Genomic DNA, 15911 nt, shown 5'->3' on the forward strand with positions numbered 1-15911 from the left:
TCAGCGCTGGGTCATCCGCACGGTCTGGCGCCACAGGTCCTCGCCCAGCGGCACCGGCTCGTGCGCGAACCACTCGCGGCACAGCGTGATCGTGTGCGCCAGCAGGTCGACCAGCAGCTCGTCGGAGTTCGGCACGCTCGCCGCGGCGATGCCGGACACCGCCGAGTGCACGATGGCCGGCGCGCTGCGCTTGGCGAAGCTGGTGCTGCTGCCCCAGCCGAGCGCCGAGAAGCCCCGGGCCCAGTCCCGGGCGAGCGGCACCTCGTCGAGCCGGGCCCGGGTCCGTGGGTCGAGGTGGTGCTTGGGCCGGCCCTCGAGCTGGTTGAGCATCCGCTCGCAGCGCAGCAGGCCGACCGCCGCGACGCCCTGGCGCTCCGAGGCTGCGACCGGCAGCGCCGCGAGCGCGGCCTCCCGGGCGATCCAGGCGTCCACCCGCGGGTCGTCGCCGTGCAGACCGATGACCTCCGGGATCAGCGGGACGAGCCGGCTGCGGGCGAAGTCGTCGACGTGGTCGTTGACGTCGCGCGCCATCGACGCGAGCAGCGGATGGGTGCAGCCCGGGTGGTCCGACCAGGCCTCCCCGGCGAGGAAGGAGGCGAGCTCCATGAAGCAGGCGCCCTTCTTGGGCGACCTGTGCTTGCCCCGGGACAGCACCGGCATGGCGTCAGGGGCGTGGACGGAAGGTGTGCTGTGGGTCCTCTGGATCATCATGACCAGCTCCGTGAGTGCGACCTTTTCCGTCAGTCTGCGCCCGGGACCAGCCGCCCCACAAGCCCCTTTCCGGGTCAGTCGCCGGGCCGGTGGGACCGGTCAGGTGGTGGTCAGGCGATGCGTCCCAGGCTGTCCCGTATGAGCCCACGAGTCTTCCGCGCCCCGAAGGTCCCCGAGGTCTTCCTGCTCTTCTGGGTGGTCAAGCTGCTCACCACCGGCATCGGCGAGGCGGGGGCCGACTTCCTGGGGACGGTGAGCATCCCGCTGGCGGCGGTGGTGGGGATCGGCGGCTTCCTGCTCGCCCTGCGGCTGCAGCTGCGGGCCACGACGTACCACCCGGTCCGCTACTGGGTCACGGTGCTGTCGGTCGCCCTCTTCGGCACCATGGTGGCCGACGGCCCGCACGTGCTGCTCGGGACGCCGTACGCCGTGGACTCGGCCCTCTACGTCGTGCTGCTGGTCGGCGTGCTCCTCTGGTGGCGGCTCAGCGAGGGCACCCTGTCGGTGCACTCGATCACCACCGCCCGCCGGGAGCGGTTCTACTGGGCCACCGTGCTGCTCACCTTCGGGCTCGGGACGGCGCTGGGCGACACCACCGCCATCGACATGGGCCTCGGGTTCGCCTGGTCGATCGTGCTCTTCGGGGTGCTGATCCTGGTGCCGCTGGCGCTCTGGCGGGGCGGCCTGGACGCCACGATCGCGTTCTGGGCGTCCTACGTGCTCACCCGGCCGCTCGGCGCCTCCGTGGCCGACTGGCTCGGCAAGCCCCCGTCGAACGGCGGTCTCGGCTGGGGCGACGGTCCCGTCTTCGGCCTGGGGCTCGCGCTGTTCGCCGCCCTGGTCGGCTACCTGACGATCACCCACGGCGACGTCGAGGGCACGCACCGCAGCCACCACGAGGAGCCTGCCGGCCCCGTGCTCCCGGAGCCCGAGCCCGACTACGCGACGGACTGAGAACAGAGAACCCGCCCCGGACCGAGGTCCGGGGCGGGTCAACCGGCGGTGGCGGAGGGATTTGAACCCTCGGTTGACTTGCGCCAACAAACGCTTTCGAGGCGTTCTCCTTAGGCCGCTCGGACACGCCACCGCCGACGAGGGTACTAGACCGGGACGGGTGCGCAGAAATCGCGTCAGGGAGTGCTGCGGTGCCCGGCGAAGAACTCCACGAGCAGGGCCGAGGACTCCTCGGCGAGCACGCCGGTGAGCACCTCCGGGCGGTGGTTCAGCCGCCGGTCGCGGACGACGTCCCACAGCGACCCCACGGCGCCGGCCTTCTCGTCGTACGCCGCGAACACCAGCCGGTCCAGCCGGGAGAGCACGACCGCGCCGGCGCACATCGTGCACGGCTCGAGGGTGACGACCAGGGTGCAGCCGGTCAGCCGCCACTCGCCGCGGACGGCGGCCGCCTCGCGGAGGGCGACGACCTCGGCGTGCGCGGTCGGGTCGGCGTCCGCCTCGCGGCGGTTCCGGCCCCGGCCGATGACCGCGCCGGACGGGTCGAGCACCACGGCCCCGATGGGCACGTCGTCGGTGGCCAGCGCCGCGCGCGCCTCGTCGAGGGCCTCGCGCATCGCGGGGACCCAGGGGGCCGACGTGCTCACGAGGCGTTGGCGCCGACGACCTCGTCGTAGAGACGACCGAAGCCCAGCTTGCCGGCGATGTCGCCGAGCATCTCGTCCGGGTAGAGCTCGTAGTCGTCGATCAGCGCACCCATGTCCATGGCGTGCAGCCCCAGGTCGGAGACGATGCCGAGGTCGCCGGCCGGCTCCTGGTCCTCCTCGTCGTCGGGCAGCGGGAGGTCGAGGTGCTCCACCACGGAGGCGGCGATGGGCCAGTCGGTGGCGGCGGTGACGTCGGAGAGCAGCAGCCGGGTCTCGGCGCCGGTCACCCGCAGCAGCAGGAAGAAGTCCTCGTCGACCGAGACCAGGCCGAGCGCCCCGCCGTCGCCGGGGTAGCGGCGCAGCTCCACCGCCAGCTCGTCGAGGTCCGCGGCCTTCTCGGGCTCGAGCTCCTCGAGCCGCCAGACCCCCTCCTCGCGGTAGGCGACCAGAGCGAAGTCGACGCCCTCGACGTTCGCGTCCGTCTCCTGCGACATGTCGCCTCCCAGTACATCCCCGTGGTCCCGACCGGCCCCGTTGACGTTTCCCTCCGAGGATGACAGGTCGCCCGCGCTCGCACCACCGCGGCCGGACGCACTAGGTTTGCCGCCATGCGTACCCACGTCGCCGACCACCCGCTGATCGCGCACAAGCTGACCACCCTGCGGGACGAGCGCACCGACTCCCCGACCTTCCGCCAGCTCGCCGACGAGCTCGTCACGCTGCTGGCCTACGAGGCCACCCGCGACGTACGCGTGGAGACGGTGACCGTGCGCACGCCGGTGGCGGACGCCGAGGGCATCAAGCTGGCCACCCCCAAGCCGCTCGTGGTGCCGATCCTGCGGGCCGGGCTCGGGATGCTCGACGGCATGATGCGGCTGCTGCCGACGGCCGAGGTCGGCTTCCTGGGCATGGTGCGCAACGAGCAGACCCTCGAGGCGTCGACGTACGCCGAGCGGCTGCCCGAGGACCTGTCCGGGCGGCAGTGCTACGTGCTCGACCCGATGCTGGCGACCGGCGGCACGCTGGCCGCGGCGATCCGGTTCCTGGTGGAGCGCGGCGCCGACCACATCACCGCGATCTGCCTGCTCACCGCCCCGGAGGGCTGCGCGCGCCTGGAGAAGGAGCTCGAGGGCCTCGACATCCCGGTCACGGTCGTGACCGCGGGCATGGACGAGCGGCTCAACGAGAAGGGCTACATCGTGCCGGGGCTCGGCGACGCCGGGGACCGGCTGTACGGCGTGGTGGGCTGAGCGGCGCTCAGAAGCTGAAGATGGGGACGACGCCGGTGGCGATCAGCACCATCAGGCCGAGCACCACGAGGCCGAGGACCAGGTAGCTCCAGCTCTTGGAGCTGCGCTCCTCGTCCGACTCGGGGGCCTCGTAGCGGTGGCCGTCGGGGCGGCTGTAGGGGCTGTTCTCGTCATCGGGCATGCGGCTGACCTCCTGTGTCACGGCGGCACGGGCAGCGGGTGGCCCGGCCGGCCGTCGACGGCTTAACGACGCTGCCGCCGATAGGTGACTCGGTCTGCGTGGAGGTCTGGGTCACAGGGCCTTGACCGCGCTGAGCAGCTTGCCGAGGGTGTCCTTGGCGTCGCCGAACAGCAGCGTGGTCTTCGGGTCGAAGAGCAGCTCGTTCTCGATGCCCGCGAACCCGGGGCGCATCGAGCGCTTGAGGAAGACGATCTGCTGGGCCTCGTCGGCGTTCAGGATCGGCATGCCGTAGATCGGGGCACCGGGCGAGGTCTTCGCCGCCGGGTTCACCACGTCGTTGGCGCCCACCACCAGGACGACGTCGGCCTGCTTGAACTCGGAGTTGATGTCGTCCATCTCCTTGAGCTGCTCGTAGGGCACCTGCGCCTCGGCGAGCAGCACGTTCATGTGGCCGGGCATCCGGCCGGCGACCGGATGGATCGCGTAGTCGACCTCGATGCCGCGCTCCCCCCAGCACGTCGACGAGCTCGCGCAGCGTGTGCTGGGCCTGGGCGACCGCGAGGCCGTAGCCCGGGACGATGATCACCCGGTGGGCGTAGCCGAGCAGGATCGCGACGTCCTCGGGGCCGGCCGAGCGCACCGGCCGGTCGGACGCCTCCCCGGCGCCCAGGGTGGACCCGCCCTTGAGGGCCCCGAACAGGATGTTGACCACCGAGCGGCCCATTGCGGACGCCATCAGCTTGGTCAGGAAGGTGCCGCTCGCCCCGACCAGCGTGCCGGCGACCAGCAGCACCGTGTTGTCCAGGACGTAGCCGCCGGCCGCGACGCTCAGGCCGGTGAACGCGTTCAGCAGCGAGATCACGATCGGCACGTCCGCGCCGCCGACGGGCAGCACGAGCAGCACGCCGAGCAGCAGCCCGACCAGGGCCAGCACGGTCCCGATCCACACCGCGGGCCCGGTGACCGTCGCGACGGCCAGCGCCACCGAGCCGAGCAGCGCCAGGGCGAAGGCCACCGGCAGGCCGGGGAACACCACCGGCCGTGAGGTCATCAGCTCCTGCAGCTTGGCGAAGGTGACCAGGGAGCCGGAGAACGACACCGAGCCGACCAGGATCGTGAACGCGGTCGCGGCGAGCGTGAAGCCCGGCGCGGAGGTGCCGACCAGGTCGCCGAGCTCGAGCAGCGCGACGAGGGCCGCGGCGCCGCCGCCGACCCCGTTGAACAGCGCCACGAGCTGCGGCATCTGGGTCATCTGCACGCGCCGAGCGCCGACCAGCCCGACCGCCGTACCCACGGCGATGGCGACCAGGATCGGCACGACGTGGTCGAGCTCGGCGTAGAAGAACACGACCACGCAGGCGAGCACCGCGCCCACGGCGCCGACCAGGTTGCCGGCGCGGGCGGTGCGCGGGGACGAGAGGCCCTTGAGGGCGAGGATGAAGCAGACGGCGGCCAGCAGGTAGGCCAGCTGGGCCCAGACGGGGGTCGCGGTCACTTGGCGGGCCTCTTCCGGGTGAACATCTGCAGCATCCGGTCGGTGACCACGAAGCCGCCCACCATGTTGACGGTGGCCAGCACCACCGCGACCAGGCCGATCACGAGCTCGAGGGTGGTCCCGGCGTAGCCGGTGACCAGGATCGCGCCGAGCAGGATGATCCCGTGGATGGCGTTGGCGCCGGACATCAGCGGGGTGTGCAGCGTCGAGGAGACCTTGGCGATCACCTCGACGCCGACGAACACGCTGAGGATGAAGATCGTCAGCCAGACGATGGGCTCGCTCATGGTGCGTCCCCTTCCAGGGCGGCGCGGGTGGGCTCGTGCCGGATCGCGCCGCCGTGGGTGACGCACGAGCCGGCGACGATCTCGTCGTCGAAGTCGGGGGCGAACAGCGCCTCCCCGTCACCCTCGCCACCGGAGCGGGTCATCAGCGTGACCAGGTTGACGACGTTCTGGGCGTAGAGCCGGGAGGCCGGCCCGGGCATCTGGCCCGGCACGTTCGCGCCACCCCAGACCTGGGCGTGGCCGACCCGCACGACCTTCCCCGGCTGGGCGCCCTCCACGTTGCCGCCGGACTCGGCCGCCAGGTCCACGACGACGGACCCGGGCTTCATCTGCTCGACCATCTCCGCGGTCACGAGCAGCGGCGCGCTCCGGCCGGGCACCGCGGCGGTGGTGATCAGCGCGTCCGCGTCGGCGATGTACGGCGCCAGCAGGTCACGCTGCCGGGCAGCCCGGTCCTCGGTCATCTCCCGGGCGTAGCCGCCCGTGCCCTCCAGCGTCTCGAGCTCGAGCTCGATCGCGATCGCGCCCATCGAGCGGATCTCCTCCGCGGCGGCCGCCCGGACGTCGTACGCCTTGACGACGGCGCCGAGGCGCTTGGAGGTGGCGATCGCCTGCAGGCCCGCGACGCCGGCACCGAGCACCACCACCTGGGCGGGCGGGACCGTGCCGGCGGCGGTCATGTTGAGCGGGAAGAAGCGGCGCAGCAGCCCGGCCGCGACGATCGCGCAGCGGTAGCCCGAGACCAGCGCCTGCGAGGACAGCGCGTCCATCGACTGGGCCCGCGAGATGCGCGGCACCAGCTCCATCGCGAACGACGTCACGTCGCAGTCCCGCAGGTCGGCGACCAGGTCGAGGGACTGGTTGACGGGCAGGAACGAGACGGTGGCCGTGCCGGCCCGCAGGCGACGTACGACGGAGGCGTCGAGGGGGTTCACCGACACCACCACGTCCGCGTCCAGCCAGGGCTCCTCGAGGACCTCCGCGCCGGCCGCGACGTACTCCTCGTCGTCGTGCAGCGCGCCGGCGCCGGCGCCGGGCTCGACGACGACGACGTACCCCAGCCCGGTCAGCTTGCCGACCAGCTCGGGGACGAGCGCGACCCGGGTCTCGCCCGTCCGGGTCTCCAGGGCCACTGCGATCCTCACCTTGGGCAACCTAGGGCACCCGCCGCGGGGCGGCCACCATTTGGGACACCGGTCTCACCCGTGTCGCCGCGGCCCGTCCGTCCGGGCGGGTGCTTTACGGCACCGCCGGCGAGGGACACGCTGGGCAGATGGACGTGCGGTTCGTGGACGCAGAGGGCGCGCACCCCCATGACAGCGACGACGTCGTCGTGCTGCTCGAGCGCGACGACGGGTTCCTCTGGGTCGACGTACCGGTCTGGGACCAGCAGGTCGACGGCTTCCTGGCCGGGCTCGGCGTGCACCCCCTCGTCGTCGAGGCCTGCAAGCAGCGCAACCACGTCCCGACCGTGCACGGCTACGCCGACCACTACTTCGTGACGGTGCACAGCCCGCTGCTCGGTGCGGCCGGGCACGTGCACCTCCTCGAGCTCGACCAGATCGTCGGCGACCGGTTCCTGGTCACCGTGCACGGCCCGCTGAACCCGGTCGTGGACCCGGCCGCGGCGCTCGTCGAGACCGCCGGGGTGCTGGCCCGGATCGAGGGCGGCCGGTTCCGCCCCACGACGCCCGCCGAGCTGTCGTACGCCGTCACCTCGGCCGTCGCCCGGCGCCAGCGGGGCCTGGTCGGCGACGTCGCGGAGAAGCTCCCCGACCTCGAGCAGCACGTGATGGCCTCGCAGCTGGTCGACCCCGAGACGCTGCTGGAGCGGATGTTCCTGATCCGCCACGAGCTGATCACCGCCCGCACGATGGCCGCGCAGACCCACGACGTGTACGCCCGGATGGGCTCGCTGGACCGGTTCGTCACGGACGACGCCCGGCACCTCGCGCACGACCTCGCCGACCAGTTCGACCGGGTCCGCTCGATCGCGGACGGCGAGGCGCAGTTCCTGTTCGGGGTCATCGAGCTCTACCAGACCAAGGTCAACACCAAGATGACGCTGGCGATGGAGCGGCTGGCCGTGATCGCCGCCGTGACGCTGCCGGTCACCGCGATCGCGTCGGTCTACGGGATGAACGTGATCGTCAACCAGCACACGCACGTCACCCAGCTGGTCGTGGTCGTGATCGTGATGGTGACGATCTCCGGGCTGCTGCTGCGGTGGGCGCGGCGGCAGGGGTGGTGGTGAGCCCGCCGGAGTCGCCGGGTCGGGGGTCGATCCGCCGCCGGAGACGCCGGGTCGGCCGGACGCACGAGCACCCCGGCGCGAGGGGCTCCGGGGTGCTCGGGTGCAGCGGGTGGTTCGGGGGGGAACGGGGTGCGGCTAGGTCCTGGCCTCCGTGTCGTGGGCCTTCTCCTGCTCGATCTCGGCGACCAGCTCCTCGGGCGGCGGCGCCTTGTCCGAGGACTCCTCGGCCCCGGCACCACCTCCGACCGACGTGCGCTTCTTGTTCCAGACGTCGAAGGCGACCGCGGCGAGCAGCACCAGGCCCTTGACCGTCTGCTGCCAGTCGATCGAGATGCCCATCAGCGACATGCCGTTGTTCAGGACACCCATCACGAAGCCACCGATGATCGCGCCGACCACCGTGCCGACACCGCCGGTGACGGCCGCGCCGCCGATGAACGCCGCGGCGATCGCGTCGAGCTCGAAGTTCGTGCCGGCCTTCGGGTTGGCCGCGGTCAGGCGGGCCGCGGTGACCATGCCGGCCAGGGCGGCGAGCAGACCCATGTTGGTCATCACCAGGAAGTCGATGCGCTTGGTGCGGACACCGGACATCGTGGCCGCGTCGACGTTGCCGCCGATGGCGTAGACGTGCCGACCGGTCACCGTGCGCTGGGTGATGAAGCCGTAGACGCCGATCAGCACGAACAGGATCAGGCCGACGATCGGGACGCCGCGGTACTGCGCCAGCAGGTAGGCGAAGATCATGATGACCGCGACCATCGCGACGAGCTTGGCGTAGAACAGCCCGACCGGGACCACGTCGAAGTTGTAGCGGACCGCCGAGGCGCGCTTGCGGAACTCCAGGGCGACCAGGAACACCGCGAGCAGCGCGGCCAGCACCAGGGTCAGGTTGGACAGGCCGGTGTCCGGACCGACGTCGGGCAGGAAGCCGTTGCCCATCGCCTCGAAGCCGTCCGGCAGGCCGCCGACAGTGGCGCCCTTGAGCACGACGAGCGTCAGGCCGCGGAAGATCAGCATGCTGGCCAGCGTCACGATGAACGCCGGGATCCCGACGTATGCGACCCAGAAGCCGTGCCAGGCGCCGATGGCCGCGCCGAGCACGAGGCAGAGGATCACCGCGAGCACCCACGGGACGTCGTACTTCGTCATCAGGATCGCGGCCACCGCACCGGTGAACGCGGCGACCGAGCCCACCGACAGGTCGATGTGCCGGGCGATGATGACGATCACCATGCCGATCGCCAGGATCAGGATCGAGGCGTTCTGGGTGAACAGGTTGGTCAGGTTCAGCGGCCTCAGCAGGATGCCGTCGGTGGTGATCTGGAACAGCACCACGATGGCCACGAGAGCGATGACCATCCCGTACTGGCGGACGTTGCCGCGCAGCGCGTTCTTCAGCGAGTTCATCGGACTACCTCTTGCTCCTGTGTCGACTTGGTCATGTAGCGCATGAGTGACTCCTGGTTAGCCTCGGCGCGACTGAACTCCTGGGTGATGCGACCCTCGGCGAGGGTGTAGATGCGGTCGCAGAGCCCGAGCAGCTCGGGCAGCTCGGAGGAGATCACGATGACACCCCGGCCCTGCTTGGCGAGCCGCTGGATGACGCCGTAGATCTCGTACTTCGCGCCGACGTCGATGCCGCGCGTCGGCTCGTCGAGGATCAGCAGCTGCGGGTCGGTGAACATCCACTTGGACAGCACCACCTTCTGCTGGTTGCCGCCGGACAGCTTGGCGACGCCCTCGTTCACGGTGGGGGTCTTGATGTTCATGCTGGTGCGGTACTTCTCCGCGACCACGACCTCCTCGCGCTGGTCGACCGTCAGGCCCTTGCGGATCTTGTCCAGCCCGGCCGACGTGATCGAGCGCTTGATGTCGTCGAGGAGGTTCAGCCCCAGCACCTTGCGGTCCTCGGTGAGGTAGGCGATGCCGGCGTCGATCGCGGCGTGCACCGAGCGCAGGTGCAGCTCCTTGCCGTTCAGGGTGAGCCGGCCCTCGACCCGGCTGCCGTAGGACCGGCCGAAGACGCTGCGGGCCAGCTCGGTGCGACCGGCGCCCATCAGGCCGGCGATGCCGACGATCTCGCCCTTGCGGACGGAGAGGTTGGCGTCCCGGATGACCGCGCGGGACGCGTCCAGCGGGTGCATCACCGACCAGTCGCGGAGCTCGAAGAGCACGTCGCCGATCTCGGGCACGTGCTCGGGGAAGCGGTTCTCGAGGTCCCGGCCGACCATCCCGCGGATGATCCGGTCCTCGTCGACGGCGTCCGCGGCGACGGCGAGCGTCTCGATCGTCCGGCCGTCCCGGATGATCGTGATCTCGTCGGCGATCTGCTCGATCTCGTTGAGCTTGTGGCTGATCATGATCGAGGTGATGCCCTTGCCCTGCAGGCCCTTGAGCAGGTCGAGCAGGTGCTGGGAGTCGTCGTCGTTCAGCGCGGCGGTGGGCTCGTCGAGGATCAGCAGCTTCACTTCCTTCGACAGCGCCTTGGCGATCTCGACGAGCTGCTGCTTGCCGACGCCGAGGTGCTTGACCTGGGTCAGCGGGTTCTCGGCCAGGCCGACCCGGGCGAGCAGCTCGATGGCCTGGCGGTTCGCCCGGTCCCAGCTGATGATCCCGCCCTTGGCGGTCTCGTTGCCGAGGAAGATGTTCTCGGCGATCGACAGCTCGGGGATCAGCGCGAGCTCCTGGTGGATGATGACGATGCCGGCCGCCTCGCTCTGCCGGATGTCCTTGAACTCGACCACCTGCCCGTCGAAGAAGATGTCGCCGTCGTAGGTGCCGTGCGGGTAGACGCCGGACAGCACCTTCATCAGCGTGGACTTGCCGGCGCCGTTCTCCCCGCAGATGGCGTGGATGTCACCGCGGTTGACGGTGAGGCTGACGTCGCTGAGCGCCTTGACACCAGGGAACTCCTTGGTGATGGAGCGCATCTCCAGGATCGGCTGGCTCATGTGCGGGTTCCTCCGGACGGGAGTGGGGCGGTGGGGTGCCGTGGTGCCCCGGTCCAGGCGGACCGGGGCACCACGGCGTGGATCACTTGAGCTCGGCGTCGGTGTAGTAGCCGGTGTCGACGAGAGCAGTCTGCACGTTCTCCTTGGTGACCGACAGCGGGTCGAGGAGGTAGGACGGGACGACCTTGGTGCCGTTGTCGTAGGTCTTCGTGTCGTTGACCTCCGGCTTCTTGTCGTCGCCGATGGCCTTCACCATGGCCACGGTGACCTTCGCGAGGTCGCGGGTGTCCTTGAAGACGGTGGAGTACTGCTCACCCGCGAGGATCGACTTGACCGACTGCACCTCGGCGTCCTGGCCGGTGACGACGGGCAGCTTCTTGCCGCCGCCCGAGTAGCCGTTGGACTTCAGCGCCGCGATGATGCCGAGCGACAGGCCGTCGTAGGGCGAGAGGACGCCGTTGACGGTCTCCTGCGTGTAGCTCTTGGTGAGGATGTCCTCCATGCGCTTCTGGGCCGTGGCCGGGTCCCAGCGCAGGATGGCGGCCTGCTCGAACTTGGTCTGGCCGGACACCACCTTGATGTCGCCGGAGTCGATCATCGGCTTGAGGACCTTCATCGCGCCGTTCCAGAAGAACGTGGCGTTGTTGTCGTCCGGCGAGCCGGCGAACAGCTCCACGTTGTACGGCGCCGCGCCGCCCGCCTTGAGGCCGTCGACCAGCGACTGCGCCTGGATCTCGCCGACCTTCTCGTTGTCGAAGGTGGCGTAGTAGTCGACGGCGTCGGTGTCCCTGATCAGCCGGTCGTAGGAGATGACCGGGATGTTGGTGTCCTTGGCCGTCGAGAGCACGTCGCCCAGCGCCGTACCGTCGATGGCGGCGATGACGAGCATCTTCTCGCCCTTGGTGACCATGTTCTCGACCTGGTTGACCTGGGTCGGGATGTCGTCCTCGGCGTACTGCAGGTCGACCTTGTAGCCGGCCGCCTCGAGCTGCTTCTTGATGTTGTTGCCGTCGGCGATCCAACGCTCCGACGACTTCGTGGGCATGGCGACACCGATGGTGCCCTTGTCCCCGCCACCGGCGGAGTCACTGCCGCCCCCGCAAGCCGCAAGGCTCAGGGCCAGAGCGGTGCCGGCGACTGTCGCGATCAACTTGCGCACTGACTTCTCCATCTCGTTGTTGCTCGGACTGCAGGGGCTCTCCCTGTCCGTCTTTCCTGTGTCTGCGCAGACATTCAGAACCCCTGCGCCAGTCGGTGGTACGCCTGGTTCCAGCGCAGCTCCTGGCGGAGCCGGCGGACCGTGGTGTCGGCGTCGATCAGCACCAGCTCGGTGCCGACCATATCTGCGAGGTCGCCGAGGTGCTCGGCCGTCAGCGCGGTGGACAGCACCGTGTGGTGCGGCCCGCCGGCGGTCAGCCAGGACTCGGTCGACGTGTGCAGGTCGGGGGCGGGCTTCCACACGGCTCGCGCGACGGGCAGCCGGGGCAGCGACTCCAGCGGAGCCACCACCTCGGCCTCGTTCGCGACGAACCGGAACCGGTCCCCGAGGTCGGAGGTGCCCAGGATGACGGCCTTGCCCGGGGCGGCGTCGAAGACCAGCCGGACCGGGTCCTCGCGGCCGCCGATCCCCAGCGGGTGGATCTCCAGGGTGGGCGTGCCGGTCGCGATCGACGGGCAGACCTCGAGCATGTGGGCGCCGAGGATCAGCTCCTCGCCGGGCACCAGGTGGTAGGTGTAGTCCTCCATGAAGGAGGTGCCGCCGGGCAGGCCGTCGGCGACCACCTTGAGGGTGCGCAGCATGACCGACGTCTTCCAGTCACCCTCGCCGCCGAAGCCGTAGCCGTCGGCCATCAGCCGCTGCACCGCGAGGCCGGGAAGCTGGCGGAGCCCGCCGAGGTCCTCGAAGTTCGTGGTGAACGCGGTGAAACCGCCCTCGGTGAGGAAGGACCGCAGGCCGAGCTCGATGCGCGCGCCGTAGCGCAGCGACTCGTGCCGCTCGGCGCCGGCGAGCAGCTCCGGGGCCACGTCGTAGAGGTCGGCGTACTCCTCCACGAGCACGTCGATCTCCTTGTCCGCCACTGCGTCGACGACCTCGACGAGGTCGTTGACGCCGTAGGTGTTCACCGACACCCCCCACCGCAGCTCGGCCTCGACCTTGTCGCCCTCGGTCACCGCGACGTTGCGCATGTTGTCGCCGAAGCGGGCGAGCCGCATCGTCGACAGCTCCGCACGTCCGAGGGCCGCACGCGTCCACGTCCCGACACGAGCCGTGACGCGCGGGTCGCTCACGTGACCGGCGACCGTCAGGCGGTCGAGGCCGAGCCGGGTCTGCATGAAGCCGAACTCGCGGTCGCCGTGGGCGGCCTGGTTCAGGTTCATGAAGTCCATGTCGATGTCGGACCAGGGCAGCTCGACGTTGGCCTGCGTGTGCAGGTGCAGCAACGGCTTGCGCAGCTGGTCGAGACCCGTGATCCACATCTTCGCCGGGCTGAACGTGTGCATCCAGGCGATGATCCCGACGCACGCGTCGTCGGCGTTCGCCTCCAGCATCACCCGGCGGATCGCGCCCGCGTCGGTGAGCACCGGCTTGGCTACGACCCGGGCCGGCACGTCGGCGGAGGCGCCGAGCGCGTCGGAGACCTGCCGGGACTGGTCGGCGACCTGCCGCAGCACGTCCTCGCCGTACAGCCCCTGGCTGCCGGTCAGGAACCAGATCTCACGGATGGTGGGGCCGGTCACGAGCTGCTCCCGAGGGTTGACGGAGTGGTCGCGGGCTGCTGCCCGTAGACGTTCTGGTAGCGGTCGTAGAGCGAGTCCACGTGGCTCTGGGCGATCGGGATCGTGTCGCCGAGCTGCCGGGCGACGTGCACGGTGCGGGCGACGTCCTCGAGCAGGACCGCTGCCTTCACGGCGGCCCGGGCGTCCTTGCCGACGGTGAACGGACCGTGGTTCTGCATCAGCACCGCCTTGGACCGGCTGCTGCGCAGGGTCGCGACGATGCCCTCGCCGATCGACTCGTCGCCGATCAGCGCGAACGGCCCGACGGGGATGTCCCCGCCGAACTCGTCGGCGATCATCGTCAGCACGCAGGGGATCGCCTCGCCGCGGGCCGCCCAGGCGGTGGCGTACGTCGAGTGGGTGTGCACGACCCCGCCGACCTCGGGCAGGTGCCGGTAGACGTAGGCGTGCGCCGCGGTGTCCGAGGACGGCGCGCGGTCACCCTCGACGAGGACGCCGTGCAGGTCGGTGACGACCATCGTCTCGGCGCTGAGGTCGTCGTAGGAGACGCCCGAGGGCTTGATCACCATCAGGTCCTGGCCGGGCACGCGGGCCGAGACGTTGCCGGCCGTCCAGGCGACCAGCCCGTTGCGGGTCAGCTCCGCGTGCAGGTCGGCGACGTGGGCACGCAGGACGGCGAGGGTGGCCGTGACGTCGGTGGTGAGGCTCATGCGTCGACCTCCGCCGGGGCCTGGGCGCGGACCTGGCGGCGCCGGGCCTTGAGCCGGTGCATGACCTCGTTGGCGCCGCGCCCGAAGTAGTCGTGCAGGGTGCGGTACTCGTCGTACAGCGCGTCGTAGGCGAGCACGTTGGCCGGGATGGGGACGTAGCGACCGCGGTCGAGGCGGCCCATCACCTCGGCGGCGGCGTGCACGTCGGGGTACTCCCCCGCCGCGACCGCTGCGTGGATCGCCGAGCCGAGGGCCGGGCCCTGCGTCGAGCCGATCGTGGAGAGCGGCAGGTTGGTGACGTCGGCGTAGATCTGCATCAGCAGCGCGTTCTTCAGCAGCCCGCCCGCCACGACGAGCTCCTTGACCGGGACACCCGCGCCGTCGAACGCCTCGATGATCGCGCGGGTGCCGAAGGCGGTGGCCTCCAGCAGCGCGCGGTAGACATCCTCCGGCCGGGTCGCGAGGGTCAGCCCGACGACGACCCCGGAGAGGTCGTGGTCGACGAGGACCGAGCGGTTGCCGCTGTGCCAGTCGAGGGCCACCAGGCCGTGCTCGCCGACGGCCTGCCGGGCGGCCAGCTCGGTGAGGTACTCGTGCACGCCGAGCCCCGCGGCGGCCGCGGCCTCACGGGTGGCGGCGGGGACCTGGTGGGTGAGGTACCAGCCGAAGATGTCGCCGACGCCGCTCTGGCCGGCCTCGTAGCCCCAGAGCCCCTGGGTGATGCCGCCCTCGACGACCCCGCACATGCCGGGCACCTCACGCAGCACGTCGCCGTTCATCACGTGGCACGTCGAGGTGCCCATGATCGCGACCATCTGGCCGGCCTCGACCGCGCGGGCGGCGGGGGCGGTGACGTGGGCGTCGACGTTGCCGGTGGCGACCGCGATGCCCTCGGGGAGACCGGTCAGCGCGGCGGCCTCCGCGGTCAGCGAGCCGACCCGGTCGCCGAGGCGGGCCATCGGCCGGTCGATCTTGTCCGCGACGAAGTCGGCGAAGGCCGGGTTCAGCTCGGCGAGGAAGTCGCGGCTCGGGTAGGTGCCGTCCTGGTAGATGCCCTTGTAGCCGGCGGTGCAGGCGTTGCGCGTGAGCGTCCCGCACAGCTGCCAGACGATCCAGTCGGCGGCCTCGACGAAGTGCGCCATCTCGGCGTAGACCTCGGGAGCCTCCTCGAGCATCTGCAGGCCCTTGGCGAACTCCCACTCCGAGGAGATCAGACCGCCGTAGCGGGCCAGCCACACCTCGGAGCGCTTGCGCGCCAGCTCGTTGAGCCGGTCGGCCTGGCCCTGGGCGGCGTGGTGGCGCCACAGCTTGACGTAGGCGTGCGGCTCCCCGGCCAGCCGGGGCAGCTCGGACAGCGGCGTGCCGTCGGCGGTGGTCGGCACCATCGTGCACGCGGTGAAGTCGGTGGCGATGCCGACGACCGCGGACGGGTCGACCCCGGCCTGCGCGAGGGCTGCCGGCACGGCGACCCGGAGCACGTCGACGTAGTCCGCGGCGACCTGCAGGGCCCACTCGGGCGCCAGCGGCGTGCCGTCGGGCAGCTCGCGGTCCAGCACGGCGTGCGGGTAGTCGTGGCTGGCGGTCCCGAGCTCGGCGCCGTCGGAGACGCGCACCACGAGGGCCCGGCCCGACAGGGTGCCGAAGTCCACGCCGATGACGACGCGGTCGGTGCTCACGGGCTGGCTCACGCACTCTCCTCGGGGATTGATGTGAACGCTCATGTGAGCGTTCA

16 protein-coding genes, 1 tRNA gene and 1 pseudogene are annotated in these 15911 nt (G+C 70.8%); 3 read left to right on the forward strand and 15 right to left on the reverse strand.

What is annotated here, in order from left to right:
• On the reverse strand, positions 1-660 hold the full coding sequence (locus KRR39_RS18945; protein ID WP_216939003.1) for a hypothetical protein: 660 nt from the start codon (positions 658-660) through the stop codon (positions 1-3).
• Positions 661-849: 189 nt separating this feature from the next.
• On the opposite strand from KRR39_RS18945, the gene KRR39_RS18950 reads away from it, so the two are divergent.
• The gene (locus KRR39_RS18950; RefSeq protein WP_216939004.1) at positions 850-1665 is read left to right on the forward strand and encodes a COG4705 family protein; all 816 of its coding nucleotides are present in this window, start codon (positions 850-852) and stop codon (positions 1663-1665) included.
• Between the two features lie 46 nt (positions 1666-1711).
• On the opposite strand, the gene KRR39_RS18955 is transcribed toward KRR39_RS18950, so the two are convergent.
• The 3 genes from KRR39_RS18955 to KRR39_RS18965 all read right to left on the reverse strand — a co-directional run bounded on the left by KRR39_RS18955 (position 1712) and on the right by KRR39_RS18965 (position 2806).
• A tRNA-Ser gene (locus tag KRR39_RS18955) sits at positions 1712-1798 on the reverse strand.
• Between the two features lie 43 nt (positions 1799-1841).
• Positions 1842-2282 (reverse strand): tRNA adenosine(34) deaminase TadA, encoded by a 441-nt coding sequence (tadA, locus tag KRR39_RS18960; RefSeq protein ID WP_216942812.1) that lies wholly within the window; start codon positions 2280-2282, stop codon positions 1842-1844.
• Positions 2283-2308: 26 nt separating this feature from the next.
• Positions 2309-2806 (reverse strand): tRNA adenosine deaminase-associated protein, encoded by a 498-nt coding sequence (locus KRR39_RS18965; protein ID WP_216939005.1) that lies wholly within the window; start codon positions 2804-2806, stop codon positions 2309-2311.
• Positions 2807-2920: 114 nt separating this feature from the next.
• On the opposite strand from KRR39_RS18965, the gene upp reads away from it, so the two are divergent.
• Positions 2921-3562: a uracil phosphoribosyltransferase gene (gene upp / locus KRR39_RS18970; RefSeq protein WP_216939006.1), complete on the forward strand. Its 642-nt coding sequence runs from the start codon at positions 2921-2923 to the stop codon at positions 3560-3562.
• 7 nt (positions 3563-3569) lie between these two features.
• Here upp and KRR39_RS18975 read toward each other — a convergent pair whose 3' ends face one another.
• The 5 genes and pseudogenes from KRR39_RS18975 to KRR39_RS18990 all read right to left on the reverse strand — a co-directional run bounded on the left by KRR39_RS18975 (position 3570) and on the right by KRR39_RS18990 (position 6670).
• On the reverse strand, positions 3570-3743 hold the full coding sequence (locus KRR39_RS18975; RefSeq protein ID WP_216939007.1) for a hypothetical protein: 174 nt from the start codon (positions 3741-3743) through the stop codon (positions 3570-3572).
• 111 nt (positions 3744-3854) lie between these two features.
• Positions 3855-4202, reverse strand: a complete 348-nt coding sequence (locus KRR39_RS25155) for an NAD(P)(+) transhydrogenase (Re/Si-specific) subunit beta (RefSeq protein ID WP_367303756.1) — start codon at positions 4200-4202, stop codon at positions 3855-3857.
• Positions 4203-4311: 109 nt separating this feature from the next.
• A pseudogene (locus KRR39_RS18980) lies at positions 4312-5238 on the reverse strand (NAD(P)(+) transhydrogenase (Re/Si-specific) subunit beta); the annotation flags it as partial.
• Positions 5235-5525 (reverse strand): NAD(P) transhydrogenase subunit alpha part 2, encoded by a 291-nt coding sequence (locus tag KRR39_RS18985; RefSeq protein WP_216939008.1) that lies wholly within the window; start codon positions 5523-5525, stop codon positions 5235-5237. The pseudogene KRR39_RS18980 and the gene KRR39_RS18985, both read right to left, overlap by 4 nt.
• Positions 5522-6670 carry an NAD(P) transhydrogenase subunit alpha gene (locus KRR39_RS18990; RefSeq protein ID WP_216939009.1) on the reverse strand — a complete coding sequence of 383 codons (1149 nt, stop codon included), beginning with the start codon at positions 6668-6670 and terminating at the stop codon, positions 5522-5524. Before KRR39_RS18990 ends, KRR39_RS18985 begins: the two co-directional genes overlap by 4 nt.
• 128 nt (positions 6671-6798) lie before the next feature.
• On the opposite strand from KRR39_RS18990, the gene KRR39_RS18995 reads away from it, so the two are divergent.
• Entirely contained in the window at positions 6799-7779 is a 981-nt protein-coding gene (locus KRR39_RS18995; protein WP_216939010.1) for a magnesium transporter CorA family protein, read from the forward strand.
• Between the two features lie 135 nt (positions 7780-7914).
• Here KRR39_RS18995 and mmsB read toward each other — a convergent pair whose 3' ends face one another.
• The 6 genes from mmsB to araB all read right to left on the reverse strand — a co-directional run bounded on the left by mmsB (position 7915) and on the right by araB (position 15867).
• Positions 7915-9186, reverse strand: coding sequence for a multiple monosaccharide ABC transporter permease (gene mmsB / locus KRR39_RS19000; RefSeq protein WP_216939011.1), 1272 nt, complete (start codon positions 9184-9186; stop codon positions 7915-7917).
• On the reverse strand, positions 9183-10730 hold the full coding sequence (gene mmsA, locus KRR39_RS19005; RefSeq protein WP_216939012.1) for a multiple monosaccharide ABC transporter ATP-binding protein: 1548 nt from the start codon (positions 10728-10730) through the stop codon (positions 9183-9185). The genes mmsB and mmsA overlap by 4 nt, the downstream gene beginning before the upstream one ends.
• A gap of 82 nt (positions 10731-10812) precedes the next feature.
• The gene (chvE, locus tag KRR39_RS19010) at positions 10813-11901 is read right to left on the reverse strand and encodes a multiple monosaccharide ABC transporter substrate-binding protein (RefSeq protein WP_367303683.1); all 1089 of its coding nucleotides are present in this window, start codon (positions 11899-11901) and stop codon (positions 10813-10815) included.
• 62 nt (positions 11902-11963) lie between these two features.
• Positions 11964-13469, reverse strand: coding sequence for an L-arabinose isomerase (gene araA, locus KRR39_RS19015; RefSeq protein ID WP_216939014.1), 1506 nt, complete (start codon positions 13467-13469; stop codon positions 11964-11966).
• Positions 13466-14179: an L-ribulose-5-phosphate 4-epimerase gene (locus KRR39_RS19020; protein ID WP_216939015.1), complete on the reverse strand. Its 714-nt coding sequence runs from the start codon at positions 14177-14179 to the stop codon at positions 13466-13468. The genes araA and KRR39_RS19020 overlap by 4 nt, the downstream gene beginning before the upstream one ends.
• A complete protein-coding gene (gene araB / locus KRR39_RS19025; protein ID WP_254185263.1) occupies positions 14176-15867 on the reverse strand; it encodes a ribulokinase in 1692 nt (563 codons plus the stop codon). Before araB ends, KRR39_RS19020 begins: the two co-directional genes overlap by 4 nt.
• Positions 15868-15911: the final 44 nt, after the last annotated feature.

Source organism: Nocardioides panacis, from assembly GCF_019039255.1.
GTDB lineage: Bacteria > Actinomycetota > Actinomycetes > Propionibacteriales > Nocardioidaceae > Nocardioides_B > Nocardioides_B panacis.

Coding starts and splice junctions, on each gene's coding strand:
- KRR39_RS18945 (WP_216939003.1), bottom strand. CDS start 660: ATGCCGGTGCTGTCCCGGGGCAAGCACAGGTCGCCCAAGAAGGGCGCC.
- KRR39_RS18950 (WP_216939004.1), top strand. CDS start 850: ATGAGCCCACGAGTCTTCCGCGCCCCGAAGGTCCCCGAGGTCTTCCTG.
- tadA (WP_216942812.1), bottom strand. CDS start 2,282: ATGCGCGAGGCCCTCGACGAGGCGCGCGCGGCGCTGGCCACCGACGAC.
- KRR39_RS18965 (WP_216939005.1), bottom strand. CDS start 2,806: ATGTCGCAGGAGACGGACGCGAACGTCGAGGGCGTCGACTTCGCTCTG.
- upp (WP_216939006.1), top strand. CDS start 2,921: ATGCGTACCCACGTCGCCGACCACCCGCTGATCGCGCACAAGCTGACC.
- KRR39_RS18975 (WP_216939007.1), bottom strand. CDS start 3,743: ATGCCCGATGACGAGAACAGCCCCTACAGCCGCCCCGACGGCCACCGC.
- KRR39_RS25155 (WP_367303756.1), bottom strand. CDS start 4,202: ATGCCCGGCCACATGAACGTGCTGCTCGCCGAGGCGCAGGTGCCCTAC.
- KRR39_RS18985 (WP_216939008.1), bottom strand. CDS start 5,525: ATGAGCGAGCCCATCGTCTGGCTGACGATCTTCATCCTCAGCGTGTTC.
- KRR39_RS18995 (WP_216939010.1), top strand. CDS start 6,799: ATGGACGTGCGGTTCGTGGACGCAGAGGGCGCGCACCCCCATGACAGC.
- mmsB (WP_216939011.1), bottom strand. CDS start 9,186: ATGAACTCGCTGAAGAACGCGCTGCGCGGCAACGTCCGCCAGTACGGG.
- mmsA (WP_216939012.1), bottom strand. CDS start 10,730: ATGAGCCAGCCGATCCTGGAGATGCGCTCCATCACCAAGGAGTTCCCT.
- chvE (WP_367303683.1), bottom strand. CDS start 11,901: ATGGAGAAGTCAGTGCGCAAGTTGATCGCGACAGTCGCCGGCACCGCT.
- KRR39_RS19020 (WP_216939015.1), bottom strand. CDS start 14,179: ATGAGCCTCACCACCGACGTCACGGCCACCCTCGCCGTCCTGCGTGCC.